At 58.2% G+C, this 25,265-nt stretch carries 24 protein-coding genes; 11 read left to right on the forward strand and 13 right to left on the reverse strand.

Annotated features, from left to right (window positions below):
- Positions 1-33 precede the first annotated feature (33 nt).
- The 4 genes from ACXAET_RS05895 to ACXAET_RS05910 form a co-directional block, all read right to left on the reverse strand.
- Positions 34-1,080, reverse strand: coding sequence for a methyltransferase domain-containing protein (locus tag ACXAET_RS05895; RefSeq protein WP_475182506.1), 1,047 nt, complete (start codon positions 1,078-1,080; stop codon positions 34-36).
- 95 nt (positions 1,081-1,175) lie between these two features.
- On the reverse strand, positions 1,176-2,288 hold the full coding sequence (locus tag ACXAET_RS05900; protein ID WP_475182511.1) for a hypothetical protein: 1,113 nt from the start codon (positions 2,286-2,288) through the stop codon (positions 1,176-1,178).
- 2 nt (positions 2,289-2,290) lie between these two features.
- The gene (locus ACXAET_RS05905; RefSeq protein ID WP_475187123.1) at positions 2,291-3,070 is read right to left on the reverse strand and encodes an SDR family oxidoreductase; all 780 of its coding nucleotides are present in this window, start codon (positions 3,068-3,070) and stop codon (positions 2,291-2,293) included.
- A gap of 75 nt (positions 3,071-3,145) precedes the next feature.
- Positions 3,146-3,508, reverse strand: a complete 363-nt coding sequence (locus tag ACXAET_RS05910; RefSeq protein WP_475182514.1) for a nuclear transport factor 2 family protein — start codon at positions 3,506-3,508, stop codon at positions 3,146-3,148.
- Positions 3,509-3,617: 109 nt separating this feature from the next.
- Between ACXAET_RS05910 and ACXAET_RS05915 the strand changes: the two genes are divergently transcribed.
- From ACXAET_RS05915 to ACXAET_RS05925, 3 genes are all read left to right on the forward strand, one after another.
- The gene (locus ACXAET_RS05915; protein WP_475182516.1) at positions 3,618-5,222 is read left to right on the forward strand and encodes a peptide chain release factor 3; all 1,605 of its coding nucleotides are present in this window, start codon (positions 3,618-3,620) and stop codon (positions 5,220-5,222) included.
- Positions 5,223-5,240: 18 nt separating this feature from the next.
- A complete protein-coding gene (locus ACXAET_RS05920; protein WP_475182521.1) occupies positions 5,241-6,182 on the forward strand; it encodes a glycosyltransferase family 2 protein in 942 nt (313 codons plus the stop codon).
- A gap of 185 nt (positions 6,183-6,367) precedes the next feature.
- Positions 6,368-7,723 carry a DEAD/DEAH box helicase gene (locus tag ACXAET_RS05925; RefSeq protein ID WP_475182525.1) on the forward strand — a complete coding sequence of 452 codons (1,356 nt, stop codon included), beginning with the start codon at positions 6,368-6,370 and terminating at the stop codon, positions 7,721-7,723.
- Here the strand turns inward: ACXAET_RS05925 and ACXAET_RS05930 are convergent.
- The 3 genes from ACXAET_RS05930 to ACXAET_RS05940 are packed head-to-tail and all read right to left on the reverse strand — an operon-like array spanning position 7,720 to position 9,723.
- On the reverse strand, positions 7,720-8,622 hold the full coding sequence (locus ACXAET_RS05930; protein WP_475182529.1) for an EamA family transporter: 903 nt from the start codon (positions 8,620-8,622) through the stop codon (positions 7,720-7,722). The two genes, ACXAET_RS05925 and ACXAET_RS05930, sit on opposite strands and share 4 nt — an antisense overlap.
- A gap of 20 nt (positions 8,623-8,642) precedes the next feature.
- Positions 8,643-9,527 carry a fatty acid desaturase gene (locus ACXAET_RS05935; RefSeq protein ID WP_475182533.1) on the reverse strand — a complete coding sequence of 295 codons (885 nt, stop codon included), beginning with the start codon at positions 9,525-9,527 and terminating at the stop codon, positions 8,643-8,645.
- On the reverse strand, positions 9,520-9,723 hold the full coding sequence (locus ACXAET_RS05940) for a DUF2061 domain-containing protein (protein WP_475182536.1): 204 nt from the start codon (positions 9,721-9,723) through the stop codon (positions 9,520-9,522). Before ACXAET_RS05940 ends, ACXAET_RS05935 begins: the two co-directional genes overlap by 8 nt.
- Positions 9,724-9,830: 107 nt before the next feature.
- Between ACXAET_RS05940 and ACXAET_RS05945 the strand changes: the two genes are divergently transcribed.
- Complete coding sequence (locus ACXAET_RS05945) at positions 9,831-10,697, forward strand: helix-turn-helix domain-containing protein (RefSeq protein ID WP_475182538.1); 867 nt, start codon at positions 9,831-9,833, stop codon at positions 10,695-10,697.
- An 82-nt stretch (positions 10,698-10,779) separates the two neighbouring features.
- Positions 10,780-10,962 carry a hypothetical protein gene (locus tag ACXAET_RS05950; RefSeq protein WP_068331670.1) on the forward strand — a complete coding sequence of 61 codons (183 nt, stop codon included), beginning with the start codon at positions 10,780-10,782 and terminating at the stop codon, positions 10,960-10,962.
- A gap of 6 nt (positions 10,963-10,968) precedes the next feature.
- Here the strand turns inward: ACXAET_RS05950 and ACXAET_RS05955 are convergent, their stop codons facing one another.
- The 3 genes from ACXAET_RS05955 to bcoG all read right to left on the reverse strand — a co-directional run bounded on the left by ACXAET_RS05955 (position 10,969) and on the right by bcoG (position 14,442).
- Positions 10,969-11,727: an SDR family oxidoreductase gene (locus ACXAET_RS05955; RefSeq protein ID WP_475182541.1), complete on the reverse strand. Its 759-nt coding sequence runs from the start codon at positions 11,725-11,727 to the stop codon at positions 10,969-10,971.
- Positions 11,724-13,187: a carnitine 3-dehydrogenase gene (locus tag ACXAET_RS05960; protein ID WP_475182544.1), complete on the reverse strand. Its 1,464-nt coding sequence runs from the start codon at positions 13,185-13,187 to the stop codon at positions 11,724-11,726. Before ACXAET_RS05960 ends, ACXAET_RS05955 begins: the two co-directional genes overlap by 4 nt.
- Before the next feature lie 343 nt (positions 13,188-13,530).
- Positions 13,531-14,442: a 3-dehydrocarnitine:acetyl-CoA trimethylamine transferase BcoG gene (bcoG, locus tag ACXAET_RS05965; RefSeq protein ID WP_475182547.1), complete on the reverse strand. Its 912-nt coding sequence runs from the start codon at positions 14,440-14,442 to the stop codon at positions 13,531-13,533.
- A 132-nt stretch (positions 14,443-14,574) separates the two neighbouring features.
- Here bcoG and ACXAET_RS05970 point away from each other — a divergent pair, with 132 nt between their 5' ends.
- Positions 14,575-15,561 (forward strand): GlxA family transcriptional regulator, encoded by a 987-nt coding sequence (locus ACXAET_RS05970; protein WP_475182550.1) that lies wholly within the window; start codon positions 14,575-14,577, stop codon positions 15,559-15,561.
- Between the two features lie 64 nt (positions 15,562-15,625).
- Here the strand turns inward: ACXAET_RS05970 and ACXAET_RS05975 are convergent, their stop codons facing one another.
- Genes ACXAET_RS05975 through ACXAET_RS05985 form a run of 3 tightly spaced genes read right to left on the reverse strand, consistent with a single transcriptional unit; the run spans position 15,626 to position 18,639 of the window.
- On the reverse strand, positions 15,626-16,672 hold the full coding sequence (locus tag ACXAET_RS05975) for an aldo/keto reductase (protein ID WP_475182553.1): 1,047 nt from the start codon (positions 16,670-16,672) through the stop codon (positions 15,626-15,628).
- A 37-nt stretch (positions 16,673-16,709) separates the two neighbouring features.
- Positions 16,710-17,168 carry a DNA polymerase III subunit chi gene (locus tag ACXAET_RS05980; RefSeq protein WP_475182555.1) on the reverse strand — a complete coding sequence of 153 codons (459 nt, stop codon included), beginning with the start codon at positions 17,166-17,168 and terminating at the stop codon, positions 16,710-16,712.
- A 4-nt stretch (positions 17,169-17,172) separates the two neighbouring features.
- A complete protein-coding gene (locus tag ACXAET_RS05985) occupies positions 17,173-18,639 on the reverse strand; it encodes a leucyl aminopeptidase (RefSeq protein ID WP_475182558.1) in 1,467 nt (488 codons plus the stop codon).
- Between the two features lie 239 nt (positions 18,640-18,878).
- Between ACXAET_RS05985 and lptG the strand changes: the two genes are divergently transcribed.
- The 5 genes from lptG to rsmA are packed head-to-tail and all read left to right on the forward strand — an operon-like array spanning position 18,879 to position 25,213.
- Positions 18,879-19,979, forward strand: a complete 1,101-nt coding sequence (gene lptG / locus ACXAET_RS05990) for an LPS export ABC transporter permease LptG (RefSeq protein WP_475182560.1) — start codon at positions 18,879-18,881, stop codon at positions 19,977-19,979.
- Positions 19,979-22,141, forward strand: a complete 2,163-nt coding sequence (locus tag ACXAET_RS05995) for an LPS-assembly protein LptD (protein ID WP_475182564.1) — start codon at positions 19,979-19,981, stop codon at positions 22,139-22,141. Before lptG ends, ACXAET_RS05995 begins: the two co-directional genes overlap by 1 nt.
- Positions 22,132-23,385 (forward strand): peptidylprolyl isomerase, encoded by a 1,254-nt coding sequence (locus tag ACXAET_RS06000; protein WP_475182567.1) that lies wholly within the window; start codon positions 22,132-22,134, stop codon positions 23,383-23,385. Before ACXAET_RS05995 ends, ACXAET_RS06000 begins: the two co-directional genes overlap by 10 nt.
- The gene (pdxA, locus tag ACXAET_RS06005; protein ID WP_475182569.1) at positions 23,382-24,374 is read left to right on the forward strand and encodes a 4-hydroxythreonine-4-phosphate dehydrogenase PdxA; all 993 of its coding nucleotides are present in this window, start codon (positions 23,382-23,384) and stop codon (positions 24,372-24,374) included. The genes ACXAET_RS06000 and pdxA overlap by 4 nt, the downstream gene beginning before the upstream one ends.
- Positions 24,371-25,213, forward strand: a complete 843-nt coding sequence (rsmA, locus tag ACXAET_RS06010; RefSeq protein WP_475182572.1) for a 16S rRNA (adenine(1518)-N(6)/adenine(1519)-N(6))-dimethyltransferase RsmA — start codon at positions 24,371-24,373, stop codon at positions 25,211-25,213. Before pdxA ends, rsmA begins: the two co-directional genes overlap by 4 nt.
- Positions 25,214-25,265: the final 52 nt, after the last annotated feature.

The following is a 25,265-nucleotide window of genomic DNA, read 5'->3' on the forward strand; positions in this document are numbered from 1 at the left end:
GGGATAGCAACCCCGCCCGTCAGGCGCAAGACATCAGCAACATCCGCCCGACGCGACCTCGCCCGGGGTTTCGAGTGCGTTTTCTTCGCTGCAGTCTTCAAAGACACCATAATGCGTCGAGAAATCACCGATGAACTCGAAATGCTGCGCAAAGCGCGTGTCTTTCAGCATCATCCAGGTATTGCCGCAAACGGGAAAAACCTTACCAGTTTCCATCGCGTGGTGGTCATCCAGTTCAAACAGATGCGGCGCGTTGGGGATCGTTCCCTTGTAGATCACTGCCTGACCGTAGTCTTCGCAGGCTGGTTCCAGTTTAGGCAGTTTAAACAGGCGGTAGGTGGCCGACTGGAACTTCAGCGGTGCGACGCGTGCCTCAAGAACCGGGTTTTCGATGGTCAGCGGGCGATGCGTAACGCGGCGGGGATCGCCAAACCCAGCCTTGCGGGCAATTGACAGGAAATCATTCAAATACAGCGCACCGGAAAGGCATTCGCCGTACAGAACCTCATCCTCAGCCATGGCTGGCGGTACCCTACGGTCGGCATAAACGTCCGAGAAATACATCTCGCCGCCTTCCTTCAGCAGACGGTGCGCGCCGCGTAGTACCGCCTCTTTGTCCGTGGCCAGGTTGATCACGCAATTCGAGACTATGATGTCGAAAGTTCCCGGCTCAAGGTCCAGGTCATCAAGCCTTTCGATGTATCCGTGATGGAATTCCACATTGCTGGCCGCATAGCCAAACGCACTGGCGTGGTAGTCTTGATGAGCGCGCGCAACCTCCAGCTGCTCGGGCGTCATATCCACGCCGACAACCCGGCCCGTTTCGCCCACCATCGCGGACAGAGCATAAACATCGCGGCCTGCCCCGCAGCCCAGATCAAGGATGCTCATTCCCTTCAAATCCAGCGGCGCGATCAGGCCACAGCCGTAGTAACGGGTCAGCACCTCATCATGAACTTTGGACAGAACCTGTTTCAGATGATCCGGCATGGCGTCCGGAGTACAGCACGCGTTGGTCTGCAAATCCGAACTGCTTTGCAGCACGTCACCATAGTAATTCTGCACGGACTCATGATTCATCACAGGTTTCCTTTTCCTGATGGCTGGAAATCAGGTAATTCAGCCCTGTCGTTGGCGCAATCCGCTGAGGTTCAATCTGACGAAAGCGTGAGGGTCTATGCGAGTAATTCGAAGTCCGCACCCGTGCGCACCCGTCCATTGACCTGAATCTCAAGCCGATGCGCACCGGGAACCAACGTGTATGTGGACGCGTTCCCCTTTAGCTTATGCGACTTACTAAGGCTCAGCGCACCGTCCCGCAGACTTGCCTGTTTCAACTTGTGAACCTTAGCTGAGGTTTTCCCTCCAGGCCTCTGAAAGTGAACGATATAATCGACTAGAACAGGTTGATTATTCTGTCCGCTTAGCAAGACATCGAATTCCAGCACCCCATCAATCCGCGCCTCACCCTTTATTTGCAATTCAACGGTGACATCGACCTCGGGATCATATCCCAGCAGTGTCATGGCCCCCGGATGACCTGTTTTGACCAGCCCGCGCAGGGTATGAGATGTCATCCAACGCAGTTCATCCCGATCTTGCTGTCCTTCTACTTCCCACGCGCGTAACCGATCCAAAACAAGATCAGGATTCTTCTTGGTAATGTCGTTCAGATGGTTCGCCACCGACCGCGTGACATAGCGCGTCGGATCTTTGTGTAACCGGTCCAGCAAGTGTATCGGATCGGTCAAGTCCAGCCCGACCGCCTGCCCCCAAGGCAGTCTGGGTCTTGTACCCTCGCTTACCAAACGGCGCACGTGGTAGCTGTCATGATCACACCAGTGTTCCATCCGATTCAGAACCAGCTGTGGATGAGTGTTCAGGAATGGACGAATAGCCCATTCCATCGAAAAGCGCTGCGTCACTTCTTCCAGCACATCAAGCGCTAGGTCGGGATGATCCAATCCCACGGACGCGATCCATTCGCCCAGAGGGGCAAAGATAAAGTCGCCGAAATCGTCATCCGTTTTGGTTGGATCAAGCGGTGGCGGCAACGCCCGCAGAAGGGTCGGCGCGACATCCGGCAGCGCCCCAGGAAACGCATTTTGCAGGCACTCGGCAATCCAGGCTATGCGCTCTTTCAACTCAAGATCCGGCAAGCGGGACATCACCTGACCCTCAAAGGCTTGGGCATCAAAGGTCGGCGCAGCCCCGGCGAACAAACCCGCCAGATAGCGGGTCTTTTCTTGGTTATACAGCTGATCTTTCAGCGAGAATCCTTGCGACATGCCTACATCGTCATGTTTGTGGCGCCGCCATCCAGCAGGATGTTCTGCCCCACGATAAAGCCTGCCTGTTGCGAACACAGAAACGCGCAGGTCGCGCCGAATTCCTGCCGCGTGCCATAGCGGCGTGCAGGAATCGTTGCAGCACGCTCGGCCCGAGCGTCATCCATTGAAATACCTTTTTGCTCTGCCACACCGCTATCCAGCGCATCCGCGCGGTCAGTGGCATGGATACCCGGCAGCAGGTTGTTGATTGTAACGCCGTGCGGTGCCACCTGCCGCGACGTGCCGGCGACATATCCGGTCAATCCGGTCCGTGCAGCGTTTGACAGGCCCAGAACGGCGATCGGTGCCCGCACGGATTGCGAGGTGATATTCACCACCCGGCCCCAGCCCTTGTCCATCATTCCCGGCAACAGTGCTTTCATGAACGCAATCGGCGTCAACATATTTGCATCCAGCGCCTTGATAAAATCATCACGCTCCCAATCCGACCACATCCCGGGCGGCGGGCCACCAGCATTTGTCACAAGAACGTCAACGCCTTGCGCGGCTTCGATAACCTGCGCCTGACCATCGGGCGAGGTCACATCGCAGGCAACGGTCTGCACCGAAACGCCGTGCTGGGACCTCAGACGTTCGGCTTCGCGCTCAAGCGTCTCAGCCCCGCGCGCATTCATCACCAGATCGACACCGGCCTCAGCCAACGCCTCGGCACAGCCGAGGCCCAGCCCCTTGCTGCTGGCGCAAACCAGCGCCCGTTTTCCGCGAATACCCAGATCCATCTGATCCTCCCTGCCTTTCATTGGCCGCATGTCTAGCACCGGCCAGACAGGAAAGACCAGATTGGCAACACCGGCTTAATAGAAGAATTCTTCGCGCACGATCTTGCCATCAGTGACGTGATATACGCCGACTTCGCGCATATCGAAACTCTCGCCACTTTCCTTCACTTTTCCCTGCACCTCGAAGATCACTGCAAAACGGTCATCGCCGTGAAGATACGGATCACTGACCGTGGCGCTTGAAACTTCATGCGCCCCTTCCCACCATTCGTGCTTGCCGCGGATTCCGTCGACACCATGCGTTTCCCGGCCAGAACCCTCCATGTCCTGTGCTTCAACCGAAACTGCATCTGCCGCATAAAGCTTAGGCAGGTTTTCCTTGGCGCGATCCTCACGACATCCGGCGACCAGTTCTTCTGCAATCTCTTTTAAGTTCATTGGTCATCTCCTCTGTTTGTTCTCTTTATGTTCTTATTGCCACAGCAACTCGATTCTGAACACCCCCTTTATCTTGCCTCGGCCGGATTCCCCGCCTATACGCGCGAGCATGCTTGATACCTCGAACCAACCCACTCTGCCGCCCGAGATTGCCCGTCGCCGGACATTCGCCATCATCTCGCACCCGGATGCGGGCAAAACAACGCTGACTGAAAAGTTCTTGTTGTACGGCGGCGCGATTCAGATGGCCGGCCAGGTACGCGCCAAGGGTGAGGCGCGGCGGACGCGATCCGACTTCATGCAGATGGAGAAGGATCGGGGTATCTCGGTTTCGGCCTCGGCGATGTCGTTTGATTATGGAGATTTTCGGTTCAATCTGGTGGACACCCCCGGCCACAGCGATTTTTCGGAAGACACCTATCGCACGCTGACCGCCGTAGACGCCGCCGTGATGGTCATCGACGGGGCGAAAGGTGTGGAAAGCCAGACGCAGAAACTGTTCGAGGTATGCCGTCTGCGCGATCTGCCGATCCTAACCTTCTGTAACAAGATGGACCGCGAAAGCCGCGATACGTTCGAGATCGTCGACGAAATTCAGGAGATGCTGGCAATCGACGTCACGCCCGCCGCTTGGCCGATTGGCGTGGGGCGCGATTTCATCGGCTGCTATGACATGCTGCGTGACCGGCTGGAGCTGATGGACCGCGCCGACCGCAACAAAGTGGCCGAAAGCATCCAGATCGACGGTCTGGATGACCCCAAGCTGGCTGAGCACGTGCCCGAGCATCTGTTGGAAAAGCTGCTGGAAGAGGTTGAAATGGCGCGCGAATTGCTGCCCGCACTCGATCCCCAAGCGGTCTTGGAGGGGCACATGACCCCGATCTGGTTCGGCTCGGCGATCAACTCGTTCGGCGTCAAGGAACTGATGGAGGGCATCGGTGCCTATGGCCCGCAGCCTCAGATTCAATCGGCCGAACCCCGTCAGATTGCACCTGATGAGAAGAAGGTCGCCGGGTTTGTCTTCAAGGTGCAGGCCAATATGGACCCCAAGCACCGCGACCGGGTGGCTTTTGTGCGTATGGCATCTGGCCATTTCAAGCGCGGCATGAAGCTGACGCATGTGCGGTCGAAGAAGCCTATGGCGATTTCGAACCCCGTGCTGTTTCTCGCCTCTGATCGAGAATTGGCTGAAGAGGCCTGGGCCGGTGACATCATCGGCATCCCGAACCACGGCCAGTTGCGCATCGGTGATACGCTGACCGAGGGCGAGGCGCTGCGCGTGACTGGCATTCCGTCCTTCGCACCGGAACTGCTGCAAACCGTCCGTCCGGGCGATCCGATGAAGGCCAAGCACCTCGAAAAAGCCCTGATGCAATTTGCCGAAGAAGGCGCCGCCAAGGTGTTCAAACCATCAATCGGTTCCGGCTTTATCGTGGGCGTCGTCGGCGCGCTGCAATTCGAAGTGCTCGCCAGCCGGATCGAGATGGAATACGGCCTGCCGGTACGATTCGAGGCGTCCCAGTTCACCTCAGCGCGTTGGGTCAGCGGTGAAAAGGCCGAGGTTGAGAAATTCGTCAACGCCAACAAACAGCATATCGCCCATGACCACGACGGCGACATCGTGTACCTGACCCGTCTGCAATGGGATATTGACCGGGTTGTGCGTGACTATCCGGCGCTGAACCTGACGGCCACGAAAGAGATGATGACGTGACCGGCCCAAGAGCCGCGTATGCCGGGTAACGCACCAACATGGGGGGTCGTTTCCACCGTCCGAGGACCGACCTTAGATGTTCTAAGATTCGTGGCCTATCACCTCAATTTGGGTGTCGACCGGATGTACATCTTTCTCGACGAACCCAACCCGGCGGCTTTTGACGCGCTGGATCAGCACCCAAGGATCGACGTCCAAACGTGCGATCACAGGTTCTGGGCGAGCAGGAAACGTGACCGGCCCGAAGCGCACCAGACCCGTCAGACGGCGAACGCATCCTTCACCTATCGCAACACTGATCTGGATTGGCTGACCCACATCGACGTGGATGAGTTTTTGTGGTCGGACCGCCCCGTTTCTCAGTGTCTTGCTAGGGTCCCTGACGACCTTCCTGGTGTCCGGGTCCGACCGATCGAAGTGCTGGCCAGCAGTGAGGATCTGTACAAGGCATTTATCCCCAAAGGCCCGGATCGCGAAAAACTCGTTCAGACGATATACCCAAGCTTCGGCGCTTTTGTTCGGGGCGGATTCTTTAGCCATTTGCAGGGCAAGGTGTTCGCCCGCACCGGTTTGTCAAAGATCAGTTTTCGAATCCACAACCTGCTTCAAAACGGCGATCCCCTGCCCTGCAAAACCGAGCTAACCGGCGTTGACCTTTGCCACCGCCACGCACCCGACTGGGACTGCTGGCTGGCTCAGCTTCCATTCCGGCTTGAGCGCGGCTCCTATCGCGCCGGAATGTCCCCAAACGTGCCGCGTGCCGAAGGCGGGATGAACATGAACGAATTGCTAACCCGTATCGACGCCGAAGACGGTATCGACGGGCTGCGCAGTTTTTTCGATGAGATCAGCGGCGCAGACCCCATGGTGCGCGCGCGGCTCAAGAACCATGGGCTTCTCAGGCATCGGCCGCTGGATTTAGAAAGTAAGCTTGCGAAACATTTTCCCGGAAGCCCCTGAATTGTTGCGTTAAAACCCTATCCACTGGGTGCAGAAATACCCGATTGGGACTTCATTTGACCCCGACCTACGATTTTGTTATGTCCCGCTCCAAGCCGAAATGCGCGATGTTGCGTATGGCCATCCGGGCCCGGCACACCTTTGACGCGCGGGCCAGGTCTAGTGTCCGCAAAAACCGGACATACATGACAAAGTTTAACGAACTGAACCTGAACCCCAAGGTCCTCAAAGCCATTGAGGAAGCTGGATACGAAACACCAACCCCGATTCAGGAAGGCGCGATACCGCCTGCTCTGGAAGGGCGCGATGTGCTGGGGATCGCCCAGACCGGGACCGGCAAAACTGCCAGTTTCACTCTGCCAATGATCACCTTGCTGGCGCGCGGTCGCGCGCGCGCGCGGATGCCGCGGTCGCTGGTGCTGTGCCCGACTCGCGAGTTGGCAGCGCAGGTGGCCGAGAATTTCGATACCTATTCAAAACACCTAAAGCTGACCAAGGCGCTGCTGATTGGCGGGGTCAGTTTTAAGGAGCAAGACGCCCTGATCGATCGCGGCGTTGACGTCCTGATCGCCACACCGGGCCGGCTTCTGGACCATTTTGAACGCGGAAAGCTGTTGCTGACCGGCGTTCAGATCATGGTGGTGGACGAGGCCGACAGGATGCTGGATATGGGCTTCATCCCTGATATCGAACGCATCTTCTCGCTGACACCGTTCACCCGCCAGACCCTGTTCTTCTCGGCCACCATGGCCTCAGAGATTGAGCGGATCACTGACACTTTCCTGTCCGCTCCTGCCCGTATCGAGGTTGCGCGGCAGGCCACGGCCTCGGAAACGATTGAGCAAGGCGTGGTGATGTTCAAGGGTGGGCGACGCGACCGCGAAGCCAGCGCGAAGCGTAAGGTTTTGCGTGCTCTGATCGATGCCGAAGGCGACAAATGCACAAATGCGATCATCTTTTGCAATCGCAAGACTGATGTGGATATCTGCGCGAAATCGCTGAAGAAATATGGCTATGACGCCGCCGCAATTCATGGTGACCTGGATCAGGCACAGCGAACAAAGACACTGGACGGATTCCGTGACGGATCACTCCGCCTATTGGTGGCATCAGACGTCGCCGCGCGGGGGCTGGACGTTCCTTCGGTAAGCCACGTGTTTAACTTCGACGTTCCCAGCCATGCCGAGGATTACGTCCACCGTATTGGCCGAACCGGTCGTGCCGGACGCGATGGCAAAGCGATCACGATCTGCACGGGCCGCGATGAAAAGGCCTTGGATGCAATTGAAAAGCTGATCCAAAAGGACATCCCGCGGCTCGACAATCCGGTCAAGGACAAACCGAAACCGGTCGAGAAGCCCGAGAGAAAAAGCAAGCCTACGGACGGGAAAAAGAGCGACAGCAAGAAGACCGACCGCAAGAAGGACAAAGAGCCCAGAGGACGTAGCCGACGTGATGACAATGGCTCGACCGTCGTGGGCATGGGCGATCATCTGCCGAGTTTCATCGCCCTCAGCTTTGATGAGCGCCGCACGGGCTAGATTGCAAGCACCAGCGCCAGAATAGACACGCCAAGCAACGTCATCCCGGCGATCTCGCGCCGGGTGATCGTCTCATGAAAAAACAGAATCGAGGCGAGCAGGCTGAAGATAAGCTCGACCTGCCCTAATGCCTTAACGTAGGCGGCGTTTTGCAGCGTGAAGGCAAAGAACCAGCAGAACGATCCGCACAGGCTGGTCAGGCCAACAAACACGCCCGTGCTTCGTGTCTGCCACACGGCGACAAGTTCGGCCCGGTCGCGCCACAAAAGCCAAAGCCCCATGCTGATAAACTGGAACGTGACGACGAACGCTAAGGTGATCAAGGCGCGAAACCAAGCATCGATGTCCCCCAACTCCAGCGACGCGCCGCGATAGCCGACGGAAGAAAACGCAAACAGCACCCCTGACCCCAACCCCAAGCGGGATGCGCGGTTGGACAAGTGTTTCCACCAGGCCCCACCGCCTTCGGGGCTTTTCGACAACAGCAACACTGCGGCGAGCCCCAGTATGATCGCCAAAAGCGCCCCGTTCGAGATTTGATCGCCCAGCACCAGAAATCCAACAATGGCAGTTTGGATCACTTCGGTTTTCTTGAACGTAATCCCCACGGCAAAGTTACGCTGCTTAAACAGGGCAACGACGCAGATCGTCGCCAGGATTTGCGCGGTGCCACCAACCATTGCGTACAGCCAGAACCAAGCGGTCAACGGCGGCAGGCTGTACCCGGTTACAAGCAGTGCGATGGTCAGCGCCATAGCCGCAAGCGGTAAAGAATACGCAAATCTGGCAAAGGTCGCCCCGGCTGCCGTCAGCCTCACGGTGCTCAGCGATTTCTGGAGCATGAACCGCACCGTTTGGAACGAGGCGGCGGCGATGGTGACGGGAATCCATAAACTCATGGGCCCCTTGTGTCGCTAAATCACTCCTTTGACCAGAGCGGATGCGCCACCGGGTCCTTCGCCCGCCAAAGGTATGTCCTGATAATCTCGGAATACGACCGATAGACATAGGCGTGGTTACTGCTCAGATACTTATCTTTTTCTGCTCGGTACAACGCAGGAAGCCGATACCATGGCGCGCGCGGGTTCATGTGATGAACGACGTGCAGGTTATTGTTCAAGAACAAAAAAGCCAGAAGTCCGCGATCTTCGATAATCACCGTACGAGCACTTGTATCCTCATGCGCGCGGTGTTCCAGAAAGGTACGGATTTTCACAAGCCCAAGACCAAAATAGGCCGAGAGCAGATAGGCCCAAACCGGCATCAATGACTGCGAGACAACCCAAAAAACCACCGCGACCCCAAGCAGGTGGATTGCCCAGGCCCGCAGGATTTCATTGTCTCCGCGCAGTACTCTTCGCCCCTCATCCCGCATGAACATGACCTGTCCGATCGCTGGACCTAACACAATTCGGCCCAACAGCGTGTTGTTCACGCTTAGAATCCGCTTTTGCCAAGGTCGCAATAACGTCCAGACCTTGGGGTCGAGGTAATTCGACTCTGGGTCGTCATAAGGATCGGTCAAGGTTTCGTCGCGATGATGCGCCAAATGTAAATCGCGGAATCTTTGGTATGGGATGAAAAGGGTTAGCGGCAGTGCCATCAACGCCTCGTTCAGCCACCTGCTGCGAAACGGGTGGCCGTGCAGTGCCTCATGCGTTAGTGAAGAGTGCAGCGCTGCGACCAGCGCCATCGCAGGGATCGCAGCCCATACTGGCAGAAGGAAGATCACAGCCAGCCAAGCGCCATAGCACGCAACGATCAGGCCAAGGGTGCCCCATTCAGGCGATGCGGGCCTAGACATTGCGGCCCCACGTTATCCCGGCCCAGACACGCTCATAAATAAAATAGAGTGTCAGGCCGATTGCCGTATTCACAACTGCCAGCGTTCCCCCGACCACCGCCGAGCCGGTGGCAACAAGCCCCACCAGCGTCATTACGACCAATCCCAATGCATTCCATAGGACAGCTTTCACGACAGATCTTCGCCGTGTTTCCATTCCGTCACCCATATTGTTGTTATATCTTCAAAATAACGGGGCAACGCATGCGTTGAAAATTCTGAATATGATTAACAAAATTCATCAATTGTGATATTTTCAAACACATGCAGGATAAAATAGACAAACGATACCGTGCGTCACAGTTCCGACAGCGCCTCGCCCGCGCAATGGAAGAGCGCCAAGTGAGCCAAAGCGCCATTGCCCGTCAAATCGGCGTGGATCGTTCGACCGTCTCACAATTATTGACGGATGAGGGCGCGAGGCTTCCCAACGCCCATGTGGTTGGAAGCTGCGCCTCGGCCCTCGGGGTTTCTGCGGACTGGCTTCTGAGTTTGTCTGACCGACCGGAAAGCGCAGCCGAGCTTTTGGCCAGTTCGCTTACAATGACCGAGGCCCCTCGGGCGCTGGTGGACGAACGAATTTTCCAATGGCACCAAGAGGCGGCGGGTTACAAAATTCGTTATGTTCCAGCAACCTTGCCGGACATGTTAAAGACGCGCGCCGTGTTAGAGTGGGAATATGCACCACATTTGGGCCGAACCGCCAATCAAGCAATCGGAGCTTCAGCGGATCGTCTGACATGGATGCGCAGTGCCCAGTCAGATTATGAAATCGCGATGCCTCTCTATGAGATCGACAGCTTTGTACATGCCACCGGGTATTACGAAGGTCTGTGTCCAAAAATACGGCGGGACCAGATTGACCACCTGCTTGATATCTGTGAACAGCTTTACCCGCGCCTGAGGATTTATCTGTTTGATGCGAAACGGCTTTACTCTGCCCCGGTTACGATTTTTGGTCCGCTTCTATGCGTGTTTTACGCTGGCAGCCATTATATGGCCTTCCGTGATCGCGACCGGATCGAGACTTTTACCCGCCATTTCGACCGCTTAGTGCGCGAAGCTGATCTGACGGCGCGCGACTTCCCTGATCACCTGAGGCGACTCCGCTCCGCAATTTCTGACCCTTAAAGATGCGTCAACGCGAAACCTATGCTATCGTCCATCGGCGCGAGTCTTCGGGTAATCCGATCACAGACGGAGGACGACAGGAATGGACGCACTACAAACCGCACAATACGCACGGGCCCTATATACTGCTCATGGTGACCAGGCCGAGGCGGAAGCCGCGCAGAAAATGCGCGAATGCGAAGCCGCCGGGAATGTCCAGGAAGCAAAGGACTGGCAGGCTGTCCGCCAGACCATTCGCCAATTTCGCGGTCCCAACCAGGGCTAACACCACCTAGATTTTCGGGTCGGGGTTCACAGTATGGCCATCCACGGCGATGACCTGACCCGATATCAGCCGCGCCGAATCTGAGGCGAGGAAAACAGCCATATTGGCAATGTCGCGGCCCTCGACAAACCTGCCCATCGACGTACCCGAGGCATAACCCGCATACACTTGGTCGCGGGTCATGCCTTTGGCGGTGGCCTCACGTTGCAGTACACCTTCCATCCGCGGCCCTTCCACCGCGCCGGGACAGATCGCATTGGCGCGGATGCCGTGTGGGCCAAGTTCCATTGCCAAGGTTTTCATCAACCCAATCACAGCCCATTTCGCCGCGGCATAGGGCGAGCGGTATGGGTAGCCATACTGACCAGCAGTTGAGGACGTAAGGATAACGCTGCCCGTTTGTGCCGCCTTCATTAAAGGCGCGGCGTATTTTGCCGCCAGAAATGCACCGTCCAAATTGACCGAGATGCAGGACCGCCAATCGCTAAGCTCAACATCCTCGACGGCAGCGGTTGGACCGGCAATTCCGGCATTCGCGCACAAAGCGTCCAATCCGCCCTTGGTAGCCATGGACTGAAACACGGCACTCATATCGGCTTCGTTCGACGCATCGGCCTTACGCGCCGTCCAGTGTTCTGGAACCGATTGCAGCGCGGTTGCGTCTATGTCGGTGATCCAGACATCGTATCCCGCCGCATCGAACGCCTCGGCCATGGCGCGACCGACGCCCGAAGCGCCGGCCGTAATCAGCACGCGCCGAGTCATGCCGGTTTACGGATCGCGGCCCCGGCTCCCTCGGGGTACGGCAACCCGGCCTGCGCCTCCGCAATCTGTGCCATTGCGGCTTCGATCTCGGGCGATGGCGCACTGGGGCGACGCGTTTCAAGGCTCACATGAAGCAAAAAGCTTTCGCCCGTCGCCAGCAGCTTTTCGCCCTCATACATGCTGTGGAACACGTGCAGTTTCTTGCCCTGCCCCAGCAACATCTGCGTGCGTATTTGAATCCTAGCCCCTGCGTGCACTTCGTCGATGTACCGGATGTGGTTTTCGGCCGTAAAGTAACTGCCGCCCGACGCGATATAGTCCATATCGCACCCGATTATCTCCATGAAACGGTCCGTCGCGGCGGCGAACGCCTCAAGATACTTCGCCTCGTTCATATGACCATTGTAGTCGGTCCAATCCAACGGCACCGCACGGGACAGGGTCAGGATCGGCTGGGTCAAGTCGGCTTGTTCAAGCGTCGGCAAAGCACCGGGTTTGAGCAGCGCGTCGTGTTGGTTCAAAACCGCCCCCGCACCGTAGTTTTGCGCCTTCAGAGCGCGCATCATGCTGACAAGGTTGTTGTCACGAATGCGTTCCAACTCACGGATCGAGTGCATGCCTGATTGCGCATCGGACTGTTCGGCAATCAAGTCGACCAAATCATCGGTGAATTCGGGCACATCCATCAGCTTGGTCCAGGGCCATTTCAGAGCCGGGCCGAACTGCGCCATGAAATGCCGCATCCCGGCCTCGCCACCCGCCACGCGATAGGTTTCGAACAGGCCCATTTGCGCCCAGCGAATGCCAAAGCCCATGCGGATCGCCTCGTCCACCTCTTCAGTCGTGGCGATACCGTCTTTGACCAACCACAACGCTTCGCGCCAGACCGCCTCAAGGAATCGGTCCGCGATATGCGCGTCGATCTCTTTCTTGATGTGCAGCGGGAAGAACCCCACCGATTTCAGTAAATCCTGCGCGCGGGCCACCATCTCGGACGGGTTCTTTTCCGTCGGTACCAGTTCGATCAGCGGCAACAGGTAGACCGGGTTGAACGGGTGCGTGACTACAATCTGCTCGGGACGCAGCGCGCCTTCCTGAAGCTCGGACGGTTTGAACCCGCTGGTCGAGGACCCGATGATCGCGCCCGGATCACATTCCTCCTGCAAGCCCTTGTAAACTCTCAGCTTCAGATCAAGTCGCTCTGGCACACTTTCCTGTATCCAAGTGGCCCCCTTTACGGCCTCAGCCATTTCATCATGGAAGGTCAGTGTGCCCTCGGAGGGCAGCGGTACGTCGCTTAAACCCGGCAGAGACCGCCGCGCATTGTCCAGAACCTCACCGATTTTACGCTCGGCCTCGGGGTCCGGATCAAAGACCCGCACATCCCAACCATTGAGCAAGAACCGAGCGACCCATCCGCCGCCGATTACACCACCACCGACGATTGCTGCCGTTTTCATTTGTGCTCCTTATTACAATACAACGTGCCGAAAACATCTCCGGCTGCGTTCCTTATCGTGAATTCTTTTGAGCCTGATTGCTCCATAACCCAGGACTCCCTCAGAAGAACCGAACCGCTCTCTACGCATCCGACGTCCAGTTCAAAAGCTGAGCCGAGATGCTTTACTCGATCCACGCGGCATCCCCCCAGACTGTTTCGATGTATCCAGAAGGGACCCGTCAGAACCCCCGATTCAAGCTGTGCACAAAGATTGCTTTCTTCGGCCAAAAACTGGTCTATGGCGTCGTTTTCTTCGGCACCCAGAGAAGTCGCAAAAAACAGTCCCAGAAAGCAGGCGGACCTCACTTCGGCGCCCGCTTGGTCAACCCCAGCTTCTCACGGACGTCCTGCGGCCCGATCACACGCGCGCCCATATTCTCAATGATGGTTCCGGCGCGTTCGACCAACTGCCAGTTTTCGGCCAGCACGCCCTTGTCGAGCCACAGGTTATCTTCGAGGCCAACGCGGACGTTGCCGCCTGCCAGAACCGCAGCCGCGACATAGGCCATCTGGTTGCGGCCCAGTGCAAAGGCGCTGAATGTCCAGTCATCCGGCACGTTATTCACCATTGCCATAAAGGTGTTCAGGTCGTCCGGCGCGCCCCACGGCACCCCCATGCACAGCTGCACCAGCGCCGGGCTGTCCAGCACGCCATCTTTTACCAGTTGCTTTGCATACCACAGATGACCGGTATCAAAGGCCTCGATCTCGGGCTTTACGCCCAGATGCGTCATCATACGCCCCATCGCCTGCAACATGCCCGGCGTGTTGGTCATGACGTAGTCTGCTTCGGCAAAGTTCATGGTACCGCAGTCCAAGGTGCAGATCTCGGGCAGGCATTGCGCCACATGCTCAACCCGAGCCGCCGCACCGATCATATCCGTCCCGTCTTCGCGCAGGGGCAAGGGCTGCTCGGTCGGGCCAAACACCATGTCTCCACCCATCCCTGCGGTCAGGTTCAGAATGACGTCGACCTCAGCCTCACGAATCCGTTCCGTGACTTCGCGGTACAAGTCCAACCGCCGACTGGGTGCGCCGGTATCAGGGTCGCGCACGTGACAATGGACCACCGCCGCCCCGGCCTTTGCCGCCGCAATCGCGCTTTCGGCGATTTGCTTCGGCGAACGTGGCACATGCGGGCTGCGATCCTGCGTTCCGCCTGAGCCTGTTACTGCGCAAGTGATGAAGACGTCGCGGTTCATTTCCAGAGGCATTGAGTTCTCCCCAGTTTATACCCGGTTTTGCCCTGAGTTTTCCCCAGGCTTCTCCCCGGATTCCGATTTGCGTTCGCCCCCGACTTTGACGCAGCCTTGGGAAAACACTTGCCAGAATGCGAATCGAACTTGATGAAATCCGCGAAAAACATATTGCAGCCCGAACATCGCGCCCTGAAAACAGCGGTGCTGGTGCTGGATGAATGCAACACGCTGAGTTTTGCGTCGGCAGTAGACCCGATGCGTGCGGCAAACCGACTGGCAGATCGGCCTGCCTTCGACTGGGATTATGTGACCGCCAAGGCGGAACCGGCCATGCTGACCAGCGCGCTGAGCGTGCCGGGCATCCCCTTGGCACGGCTGCAGGGTTGCGACCTGATGATCGTTCTGGCCGGGTTCCAACTGGCCCGTCACGCAACGCCCAGCCTGCTGGCTGGCCTGCGCCGAATCGCGAACTCCGGGGCAACGATGGCGGGGATCGACGGTGGCCCCTGGCTGTTGGCCGAGGCGGGGCTTTTGGACGGCCACGCCGCGACCACGCATTGGGAAGACCTGGCAAATTTTGCCGCCCGCTTCCCTGAGGTTGACGTACGACCCGACCGGTTCACGGTCTCGGGTAATCGCCTGACCTCGGGCGGTGCGATCCCAGCGGTTGAGATGATGCTGCACATTATTGCCGCGCGCCATGGCGCGGGTTTTGCCGCACGTGTTTCCGGCCTATTCCTCTATGACGGTGCGCCCGAGCCGACGAAACCGCAAAGCCGCACCGGTGCGCCGCATCGTCATACGGCGCTGACGGCCAAGGCTAACGCACTCATGGAGTCCTCTCTCGATGAACCTCTCCCGCTGGTCGATATCGCCGAGGCGCTTGGCACCAGTCCCCGCACTTTGCAGCAACAGTTCCGCCTGCGCCTTAATACCACGCCGCAGGACCACTATTTGCAACTGCGCCTGGCGGAGGCCCGCCGTCTGGTCACCGACTCGGACATGCCTTTGATGGACGTGGCGCTGGCAACGGGCTTTAGTTCACAATCCAGCTTTGCACGGGCCTTCCGCACAGCCCACGGCATGTCGGCCCGTGACCTGAGGCAGGAAAGAACGCAAGCACCCCACCACTGATCGGGCTCTGCCCGACCAGCCAAATTCAATGAAACGGTCGGGCGGAGCTTGGCGGGCAACGCCGCTAGAATGGCATTGGATGCGCGCGATGGGCCTGACCGATCTCGGCCATCACCTCATCGGACAGCCGAAGATCCTTGCCTGCCAGAATATGCTCCAACTGCGCCACTGACGTCGCGCCAAAAATCGCGGACATCATGAAAGGCCGCGTGCGGCACCAGGCCAGCGCCATGTGGACCGGGTCCAACTTGTGGCGTTCAGCGATCTCCAGATACGCGGCTACGGCCTGAAACACGCGGGGGCTGTTGCGTCCGCCCATCTCAGCCACCAGGGACATGCGTGAGCCGTCAGGCACTGCTCCACCCTGATACTTGCCGGTCAAAAAGCCTGCGCCCAGTGGCGAAAAGGCCATCAGACCGACATCCTCATGCACGCTCAGCTCAGCCATATCCGTATCGAAATGACGGCAAAGCAGCGAATACTCGTTCTGTACCGACGCGACCCGCGGAGCGCCCATCTGCTCAGCAATCCGCAGCCATTGTGCCGTGCCCCACGCGCTTTCGTTGGACAGCCCAAAGGCACGGATGTTGCCCTTGTCGACCTGCGCCTGCAACGCCTCAAGGCACTCTTGCATGTTGTCCAGAACTTCATTCGTATTTTGTCCCGACGGGGCATAGTTCCAGTTTTGCCGGAACATATAGCTGCCCCGGTTGGGCCAGTGAAACTGGTACAGATCAATGCAGTCTGTCTGTAGCCGCCGCAATGACCCTTCGATTGCCTCAGGGATCGTCTGCCCGGAAATGGGCGCACCGTCGCGGGCGTGGGCAAACCCTGCCCCAGAATGCTTGGTTGCCAGAATGTAATCCCCCCGGCGCGACGGATTTGCTGCATTCCAATTGCCCAGAATCTCTTCGGTCCGGCCCACAGTTTCTTTTGAGATCGGGTTCACCGGATACATCTCGGCCGCGTCCACGAAATTGATCCCGGCATCCAGCGCCAGTTCGATCTGGGTATGTCCATCTGCCTCGAATGTCTGCGTGCCAAATGTCATCGTACCCAGGCACAGGTCTGTCACCATGATCCCCGTGCGGCCCAAAGGCTTCATTTCCATCTGTCTCTCTCCTGAGAAGTCTTTCGGGACCAGAGCGTTATGCTTCGGCCTTTTTTTCCCAACGGCCCGTTTCCTCGGACCAGTATTGCGCCGCGCAGCCTGCGGCTATCAGCGCTTTCCACTGACCGCGCGCATGCTGAACGGCGTGATCATCATTGCCATCGAACAGGATGCACACCCGTTCCAACGCGGATACTTCATCCGCCTCAACAAGCGCGCCGTCTACCGCCATTACACAAGCCGGATCATTCGCGGCCTCTGGTCTAGTCGTCAGCAATATGGGCTGCGCAGCGTCATGCGGACCACCGGCGCGGCCATGTGGCAAGAACCCTTCTTCCGGTCCCAGCCACAGCTTTTCATCCAGCCAATCCATCCGCGCGGGATCGGTACCCCGCACCGCAATCTTCCACCCGGCCTGACGTGCCTTGTCCAGCAACACCGGCAGTGTTGCTTCCAAAGGCTGTCGCGTCAGGTGGTAGAAATAGACGGCGCCCATCAGGTTACTCGAAGTGATCCTGCACAAGGCGGCTGAGCGCGCGAACACCCCAGCCGGTTGCCCCTTTGGGCGCGTAGGAGGTTTCCGACGATACCGAGGCCACACCCGCGATATCCAGATGAATCCACGGTGTATCCTCTTTCACGAACCGCTGTAGGAACTGCGCTGCCGTGATCGAGCCTGCCGGGCGGCCACCGACATTCTTCATGTCCGCGATGCGCGATTTCAACTGTTTGTCATAGGCGTCGCCCAAGGGCATCCGCCACGCGCCTTCATCCTCGGCCTTGGCCGATTTCAGGAAGGCATCACAGAACGTATCGTTGTTCGAGAACACGCCCGCATTCTCATGCCCAAGGCCGATGATGATCGCGCCGGTCAGGGTGGCAAGGTCGATCATGCCCACCGGCTTGAACCGCTCTTGCGCGTACCACATGACGTCGCACAGAACCAAACGACCTTCGGCGTCGGTGTTGATGATCTCGACCGTATCGCCCTTCATCGACTTGACCACATCACCAGGGCGCGTGGCGTTGCCGGACGGCATGTTCTCAACCAGACCGACTAGGCCCACGACATTGGCCTTGGCCTTGCGCTTGGCCAACGCCCGCATGGCGCCAGAAACGACCCCGGCACCACCCATATCCATCGTCATGTCTTCCATGCCGCCCGCTGGCTTCAGCGAGATACCACCTGTGTCGAAGACAACGCCTTTTCCGACCAAGGCCAGCGGCGCATCATCCTTGTCGCCGCCGTTCCAATGCATCACAACAACCTTCGATGGGCTGACCGATCCCTGACCGACGCTCAGCAGCGTGCGCATACCAAGCTCAGCCAGCTTGTCTTCTTCGAGAACCTCGACCTCTAGCCCCAACTCTTTCATCTCAACCAAACGAGCCGCAAATTCAGTGGTGGTCAGAATGTTGGCCGGTTCGTTGGTCAGATCACGCGTCATCCGTACACCATCGGCCACGGCGTAGAGCGGAGCGAAGGCGGCTTCGACTTCGTCAGACTTCTGGTGGCTGATTGTGACAGAGCCGCCTTCGTCCGTGTCCTTGGTCTTGTGCGCATCAAACGCATAGCTGCGCAGCGCGATCCCCATTGCCAATTCTTCCGTTCGAACCTGATTGCCTGCCATCACAAGGATGTCCTTGCCGCCTGCCAGCTTTGCCAACGCCGCACCGGCCTTTCGCGCCTCGTCCGTGTCCGGGCGGCGCGGTAGCACCAGGATATCCAGCGCTTCGGCCGCCATGCCGCCGGGCCAAGCCAGCGAGATCACGTCGCCAGTCTTCACCTTTTCAAACCGGTCGCTTTCAACCAGTCGCGCCACCGCGCCGCGAGTCAGGCGGTTGGCGCGGCGCACTGCGGGGCTCATCTTTCCATCGGCTGGAATGATAATGGCGACCCTGCCCTCGGCCTTTGTCATTAGGTCCGCGTCGAAAGGTTGAAACCGGATCGGTACAAGACTGCTCATCGCAAGCTCCTCAGATTCTGTTCCCCAAGACCTAGCCCGCGCTAAGCATCTTGACCAGATAGCAGTTTTCCCCGCGCGCCAATTGCATTACAGTCCGGAAAAAAACCGACCGGATCGAGGGACAGTGAATTGGCGAAACAGGGCAGGCATATGCCGAAGCGCATCTGCGTAGGCAATTGCGGCTATAGCCACATATGCCTCTGCTGCCACATCGACCCTAGCGGGTGGGAGGCTCAGCCGTGATCCTCGACCGTTATTTCGCCCGTCGTTTCATGCAGAGCTTTCTGGTTATCGGCGGTATTTTTCTCACATTGATGATTCTCATCGACCTGGTCGAGCAAGCCCGGCGATTCAATTCAGAGAATCTGTCATTCGGCAAACTGTTGCACCTGACGCTTCTGAATACGCCGGCAGCCATAAACGAGATGTTGCCGCTGCTGGTTATTCTGGCCACAATCGCGCTTTTTATCGGTATGGCGCGCAGCTCGGAACTGGTGGTGACACGCGCCATTGGTCGGTCAGGTATCCGTGCGTTGTTTGCCCCTGTGGCGCTGGCGCTGATCATCGGCGCAATGGCTGTCGCGCTGCTGAACCCAATCTCAGCCGCCACATCCGAGGAATACTGGCGCCTGTCCGGTGCGTACAAGAACCAGGACGAGTCCGCGCTTTCGATCACGCGGGAAGGCGTATGGCTGCGTCAGGGTTCGGCCAACGGGCAGTCCGTCATTCACGCACGCGGCACAACGGCTTCAGACGCGCTTGAACTCACCCGGGTCACAATCATCACCTTTGAACCGGATGGAAGGCCAACGCGGCAGATCATTGCCGACAAAGCACGCTTGTCGAGCGACTCGTGGGTTCTGTCGAACGCAAAGGTCTGGTCCTTGGCAGATGACGTAAATCCTGAGGGCTCCGCCGAAGTACACGAGCAGATCGAAATCCCTACCACTCTCACGCGGCAGCGAATTCTGGACACGTTGAGCCAACAAGGTCTGATTTCGATATATGATCTGCCCCAGCTTATCCGCGACCTTAAAGAGGCCGGGTTTTCCACCAAACAATACGAGGTGTGGCTGCAAGTAGAACTTGCGCGGCCTCTGTTTCTGATGGCAATGGTCATGATCGGCGCAGCCTTTACCATGCGCCATGTTCGCTTTGGGGGCACGGGGATTGCGGTGTTGTCTGCCGTTCTGCTGGGCTTTGCCATCTACTTCGTTCGCAATTTTGCCCAAATACTCGGGGAAAACGGTCAATTGCCTATCTTAGTCGCAGCCTGGGCACCGCCCTTTGCAGCCATTCTTCTGTCTCTTGGTCTTCTGCTTCATGCGGAGGACGGCTGATGCGGCTCATTTCCAGCCTTTTGCTGTCCGGTGCCGTTGCTCTGGCCCTGCCGGCGGTGGCCACGGCACAGACGCAACCATCAGCCAATCCCGCGCAGGATACACAACAGGAAGACCAGCCCGCGCTGCTTGTGGCGGACAAGGTTTTCATCACGCCTGACCGTGTTTTGGTGGCTGAAGGCAACGTCGAAGCCTTTCAGGGCGACATCAAAATCACCGCTGACCGCATCACCTATGACCGAGGAAGCGGCGCGCTTACGCTCGAAGGCCCAATCCGCATCGATGAGGCCGGAGAGACAACGCTGCTGGCGGATTCGGGTGAACTGGATGACGGAATTCAGAACGGCCTGCTGATTGGCGCACGAATGGTGTTCGACCAGCAGGTACAGATCGCGTCAGTTCAGGCGACCCGTGCTGGCGGCCGGTATACGCAATTTAGCAAGGTATCGGCCACCTCATGTCACGTCTGCGCCAACGGGCGACCGCCAATCTGGCAGATCCGCGCCCGGAAAGTGACGCATGATCAACTGGAACGGCAACTGTATTTTGAAGGCGCGCAATTCCGTGTGCTGGACCTGCCGGTGTTCTATTTTCCCTATCTGCGACTGCCTGACCCAACGTTGGAGCGCGCAACGGGGTTTTTGGTGCCCTCGGTGCGCACCACGTCGCAATTGGGAACTGGCCTGCAGGTGCCGTATTTCATCAAGCTGGGTGATCACAGGGACCTTACGCTCACCCCATATGTTTCATCCAAGACAAAAACCCTTGGGCTGCGCTATCGTCAGGCTTTCAAGAATGGCCGTCTTCAGCTTGAAGGCGCCTATACACGTGACGATCTGCAACCGGACGAGGATCGCGGATATCTGTTTGCAAACGGTTGGTTCAATGTCCTGAACGGATACCGTTTCTTGTTCAACATCCAGACGACATCCGACGACGCCTATCTGGCTGACTATGGCCTGCCCGACCTTGACCGCCTGCGCAGTGAGATCGCGCTGGAACGGTTTCAGCGCGACACGGCCTTTCGCACCAGCTTTATTCACTACAAAACACTGCGTGACAGCGAAGATCAGGATGAAATCCCGTCGCGAGTGTTTGATCTCTACTACCAAAAGCGCTTGTTCCCGACCTCTGTTGGCGGTGAGGTACGGCTGGGCTTTATTGCCCACACTCATGAGCGGACCAGTGACGAGGATATTATCGGGCGTGACGTCGCCCGTGCCACCGTTGATGCAGAATGGCTGCGCAACTGGACATTCGCGACCGGCCTGCGGGTCGAAGCGCGCCTGGGCGCATCGATAGACAGGTTCGATATTCGCAATGACAGCGAGTTCCCTAACAACGTCACCCGAACCACGCCGCGCGCTGCGCTGACACTGCGCTATCCGCTTCGCAAGCAAGAGAGCTCGGGCGCGACACAAATCCTGGAACCAATTGCCCAGATTGGCTGGACCCATGTGTCCGACGAAGATGTTCCAAACGACGAAAGCACGTTTCAGGAATTCGATCAGGGCAATCTGTTGTCACTTTCCCGATTTCCTGCCCCGGATCGACGCGAAGACGGGCTTACAGGTGTATTCGGGGTAAATTGGTCGCGCTATACAGCCGGGAACTGGCGCGCTTTGGTCACGATCGGTCAGGTTTTTCGCGCAGATGCCGATCCGAATTTCAACCTGACATCGGGTTTGCAGGGTACGGCCTCGGACCTGCTGCTGGCGGGACAGCTTAGCACGTCCAATGGCTGGACTTTCGCTGGCCGCGGCTTGTTGAACGGGGATTTCAGCTTTGCCAAGGCTGAACTGCGTGCGGGCTGGCAACAACAGACAGTGGGCGCCACAGGCAGCTATGTCTGGCAAGAGCCCGACCCGGACGAAAATGTGGACGACGAGATCTCTGAAATCCGGCTGACCGGGCGTTACAGGGTAGATCAGAACTGGAACACACGGGCCTCGGCGCAGTATGACCTTAGCGAATCCGAACCGATCCGTTATGGGCTTGGTGTGACGTATCGGAATGAATGCGTGCAGGTTAACATGAATGTCAGCAGGCGATTTACTTCGTCGTCAAGTATTGAGCCTTCGACCGAATTCGGGTTTACCGTAGCCCTGACGGGTTACTCCGTCAAAAGTGGCGGCCAACAATACAAGAGAAGATGCAGTTGATTTCAGGTTTCACCAGTTTCCTCCGCGCCGGTTGGCTTCGTCCGGTCGCCCCTGCCTTTGTCGCTGCATTAATTGCGTTGGCATCATCACTGGCGCACGCGCAAAGCCCATTCTCACCGGCGATCAAGGTCAATCAGGACATAATCACCTGGTATGAGCTGACACAGCGGCAGCAAATGTTGATTGCACTTGGCGCTCCGGGCGCGACCGAGGATGAAGTACGCGATGCCCTGATTGACGACAGGCTACGCCGCCAAGTTATGCGCGAAGCCGGGATTGAGGCCGCCGCTGAAGACGTAGAGGTCGGAATTGACCAGTTCGCAGCGCGGGGGCAGTTATCAACCGACCAGTTCCTGCAATTGTTGGCAGATGAAGGCGTTGATCGCGAAACCGTTCGGGATTTTGTCGCTGATCAGATTTCCTGGCGCGACTATGTCAGCGCACGTTTTCTGTCGCAGGCACGCCCAAGCGAAGAAGAAATCAACCGCGCCCTTGGCGAAGCTGGCGGTGGCGGTCTGCAAGTGCTGCTGTCCGAAATCATCATCCCTGTGAACCCGCAAACAGTCGCTCAGGCCGAGCTTTTGGCGCAGGAAATTTCCCAGTTGCAGGGTTTTGATGCGTTTTCATCGGCCGCAACGCAGTATTCGGCGGCGGCTACGCGGGACAACGGCGGACGTCTGGATTGGTTGAACCTGTCTGATCTTCCTCCTGCGCTGCAGCCAGTCGTGCTGGGGCTGAAGGATGGCGACATCACACAGCCATTGTCACTGCCGAACGCCATCGCCCTGTTCCAGATGCGCGGCATCCGCGAAGTTGCCGCCGGAACGACCCGTTTTTCCGAGATCGACTACGCGATTTACAATATGCCCGGTGGCCGCAGCGCCGAATCACTGGCGAGGGCTGCCAGGCTCCGCGAGGACATTGACACATGTGACGACCTCTACGGCGTCGCGCAGGGCCAGCCGCCCGAAGTTCTGCAACGCATCCAGGCCAGCCCCGGCGAAATTCCGCGTGACATAGCGCTTGAGCTTGCAAAACTGGACTTGAACGAAGTCTCGACCGCGCTGACACGCAACAATGGTCAAACGCTGTTGTTCCTGATGCTCTGCACCCGCACCCGGGAATTGGGCGAGGATACGTCGCGCACCGACGTCGCCAACGCGCTGACCCAACAGCGGCTTGCGGCTTTTGCAGACAGTCTGCTGGCCCAGCTGCGTGCAGAAGCGAACATCGTCGAACAATGACAGCGCCGATTGCGCTCAGTTGCGGGGAACCGGCTGGAATAGGCCCTGAGACTGCAGCAAAGGCGTGGTCGGCTCTGCGCGATAGCTGCCCGTTCTTCTACATCGGCGATGCGGCGCATTTGCCGCCTTCAACACCAGTTGCGCGCATTTCACACCCGTCCGAGGCGAAAGATACCTGCGCCACCGCCCTGCCGGTTCTTCAACTGGACTTTCCCGCGCCCAATGTGCCCGGGGAACCCGACCCAGCGAACGCGCCATCGGTGGTTGCCGCGATTGAGCGGGGCGTGTCACTGGTGCAATCGGGTGCTGCATCGGCGCTGTGTACGGCACCAATTCACAAGAAAGCCCTGATTGACGGCGCTGGTTTCGGCTATCCCGGACATACCGAGTTTCTGGCCGCGCTTGCAGGCCGGGACCGTGTTGTCATGATGCTGGCCAGCGATCAGTTGCGTGTGGTGCCAGCAACCATCCACATCCCACTGTCCGAAGTACCCTCGGCGCTGACCCCCGAGTTGCTGAGCGAAACCATCTTGATTACCGCTGAGGGACTACGACGCAATTTTGGCATCGCACACCCCCGGATTGCTGTTGCCGGGCTCAACCCGCATGCGGGCGAAGGTGGTAAAATAGGGTCCGAGGAAGTGGACTGGATCGCAAACCTGATCGCTGATCTGTCTACGAAGGGTTTTAACGTCACTGGCCCACACCCGGCGGATACGATGTTCCATGCCGCGGCCCGCGCCCGCTATGACGCAGCGATAGCGATGTATCATGATCAGGCACTGATCCCAATCAAAACGCTGGATTTCGACAAAGGCGTGAACGTCACGCTTGGTTTGCCTTTTATCCGCACCTCACCCGACCACGGCACCGCACTTGATATCGCCGGACAGGGCATCGCTGCCCCCACAAGTCTGATCGAGGCTCTTAGGCTTGCACAGCGGATGGCGCACAGCTCAAAACTCAGCGTGTCGGCAACCAAGTCATGAGCGCGATCGACAATCTTCCCCCGCTGCGCGAGGTCATCGCAAAACACCAACTATCAGCCCGCAAATCGCTGGGTCAAAACTTTCTGCTGGATCTGAACCTGACGGCAAAAATTGCCCGCCAGGCCGGAGATCTCAGCGAATGCGACGTGCTGGAAATCGGCCCCGGCCCCGGCGGATTGACACGCGGGTTGCTCGCTGAGGGCGCGCGGAAGGTTGTTGCTGTGGAGAAGGATACGCGCTGTATCGCGGCCCTGAACGACATCGCAGCGGCTTATCCCGGTCGGCTTGAAGTGATTAACGGTGACGCTCTTGAAATCGACCCTCTTGATCACCTGACCCAGCCAATCCGAGTCGCAGCCAACCTGCCTTATAACGTAGGGACCGAGTTGCTGGTCCGCTGGTTGACCCCACCGCAATGGCCGCCTTTTTGGCAGAGCCTGACGCTGATGTTCCAGCGTGAGGTCGCTGAGCGGATCGTTGCCCAACCCGGTAGCAAAGCTTATGGCCGCCTTGCCATCCTTGCTCAGTGGCGGGCCGAGGCACGGATTGCCATGTCCCTGCCCCCAGACGCGTTCACCCCGCCACCCAAAGTGTCCAGTGCCGTTGTCCACTTGACCGCACTGCCCGAGCCACGCTTTCCCGCAGACGCGGCCACGCTGTCACGTGTCGTTGCAGCCGCCTTCAATCAGCGGCGTAAAATGCTGCGGGCCTCGCTGAAAGGCGTTACGCCTGATATCGAAGATCGGCTTCTGGCCGCAGGGATCAAGCCGACGCAACGCGCCGAGCAGGTTCCACTTGAAGCCTTCTGTGCTTTGTCGCGTGAAATCCAAAAAGGCTAGGCAAAACGAAAAGCCCCGGAATGACCCGAGGCTTTTGGCAATGCTGGTGTTT

Source organism: Ruegeria sp. AWH4_226, assembly GCF_056159225.1.

Bases quoted from the DNA above. Each gene is read 5' to 3' on its own strand.
- ACXAET_RS05940 (WP_475182536.1), bottom strand. From the start codon at position 9,723: ATGGAAACACGGCGAAGATCTGTCGTGAAAGCTGTCCTATGGAATGCA.
- ACXAET_RS05960 (WP_475182544.1), bottom strand. From the start codon at position 13,187: ATGAAAACGGCAGCAATCGTCGGTGGTGGTGTAATCGGCGGCGGATGG.
- rsmA (WP_475182572.1), top strand. From the start codon at position 24,371: ATGAGCGCGATCGACAATCTTCCCCCGCTGCGCGAGGTCATCGCAAAA.
- ACXAET_RS06000 (WP_475182567.1), top strand. From the start codon at position 22,132: ATGCAGTTGATTTCAGGTTTCACCAGTTTCCTCCGCGCCGGTTGGCTT.
- ACXAET_RS05975 (WP_475182553.1), bottom strand. From the start codon at position 16,672: ATGGAAATGAAGCCTTTGGGCCGCACGGGGATCATGGTGACAGACCTG.
- ACXAET_RS05970 (WP_475182550.1), top strand. From the start codon at position 14,575: ATGAAATCCGCGAAAAACATATTGCAGCCCGAACATCGCGCCCTGAAA.
- ACXAET_RS05925 (WP_475182525.1), top strand. From the start codon at position 6,368: ATGACAAAGTTTAACGAACTGAACCTGAACCCCAAGGTCCTCAAAGCC.
- ACXAET_RS05895 (WP_475182506.1), bottom strand. From the start codon at position 1,080: ATGAATCATGAGTCCGTGCAGAATTACTATGGTGACGTGCTGCAAAGC.
- ACXAET_RS05920 (WP_475182521.1), top strand. From the start codon at position 5,241: ATGCCGGGTAACGCACCAACATGGGGGGTCGTTTCCACCGTCCGAGGA.
- ACXAET_RS05935 (WP_475182533.1), bottom strand. From the start codon at position 9,527: ATGTCTAGGCCCGCATCGCCTGAATGGGGCACCCTTGGCCTGATCGTT.
- ACXAET_RS05915 (WP_475182516.1), top strand. From the start codon at position 3,618: ATGCTTGATACCTCGAACCAACCCACTCTGCCGCCCGAGATTGCCCGT.
- ACXAET_RS05995 (WP_475182564.1), top strand. From the start codon at position 19,979: ATGCGGCTCATTTCCAGCCTTTTGCTGTCCGGTGCCGTTGCTCTGGCC.
- ACXAET_RS05985 (WP_475182558.1), bottom strand. From the start codon at position 18,639: ATGAGCAGTCTTGTACCGATCCGGTTTCAACCTTTCGACGCGGACCTA.
- ACXAET_RS05905 (WP_475187123.1), bottom strand. From the start codon at position 3,070: ATGGATCTGGGTATTCGCGGAAAACGGGCGCTGGTTTGCGCCAGCAGC.
- ACXAET_RS05980 (WP_475182555.1), bottom strand. From the start codon at position 17,168: ATGGGCGCCGTCTATTTCTACCACCTGACGCGACAGCCTTTGGAAGCA.
- bcoG (WP_475182547.1), bottom strand. From the start codon at position 14,442: ATGCCTCTGGAAATGAACCGCGACGTCTTCATCACTTGCGCAGTAACA.
- ACXAET_RS05945 (WP_475182538.1), top strand. From the start codon at position 9,831: ATGCAGGATAAAATAGACAAACGATACCGTGCGTCACAGTTCCGACAG.
- ACXAET_RS05930 (WP_475182529.1), bottom strand. From the start codon at position 8,622: ATGAGTTTATGGATTCCCGTCACCATCGCCGCCGCCTCGTTCCAAACG.
- ACXAET_RS05950 (WP_068331670.1), top strand. From the start codon at position 10,780: ATGGACGCACTACAAACCGCACAATACGCACGGGCCCTATATACTGCT.
- ACXAET_RS05910 (WP_475182514.1), bottom strand. From the start codon at position 3,508: ATGAACTTAAAAGAGATTGCAGAAGAACTGGTCGCCGGATGTCGTGAG.
- pdxA (WP_475182569.1), top strand. From the start codon at position 23,382: ATGACAGCGCCGATTGCGCTCAGTTGCGGGGAACCGGCTGGAATAGGC.
- ACXAET_RS05900 (WP_475182511.1), bottom strand. From the start codon at position 2,288: ATGTCGCAAGGATTCTCGCTGAAAGATCAGCTGTATAACCAAGAAAAG.
- ACXAET_RS05955 (WP_475182541.1), bottom strand. From the start codon at position 11,727: ATGACTCGGCGCGTGCTGATTACGGCCGGCGCTTCGGGCGTCGGTCGC.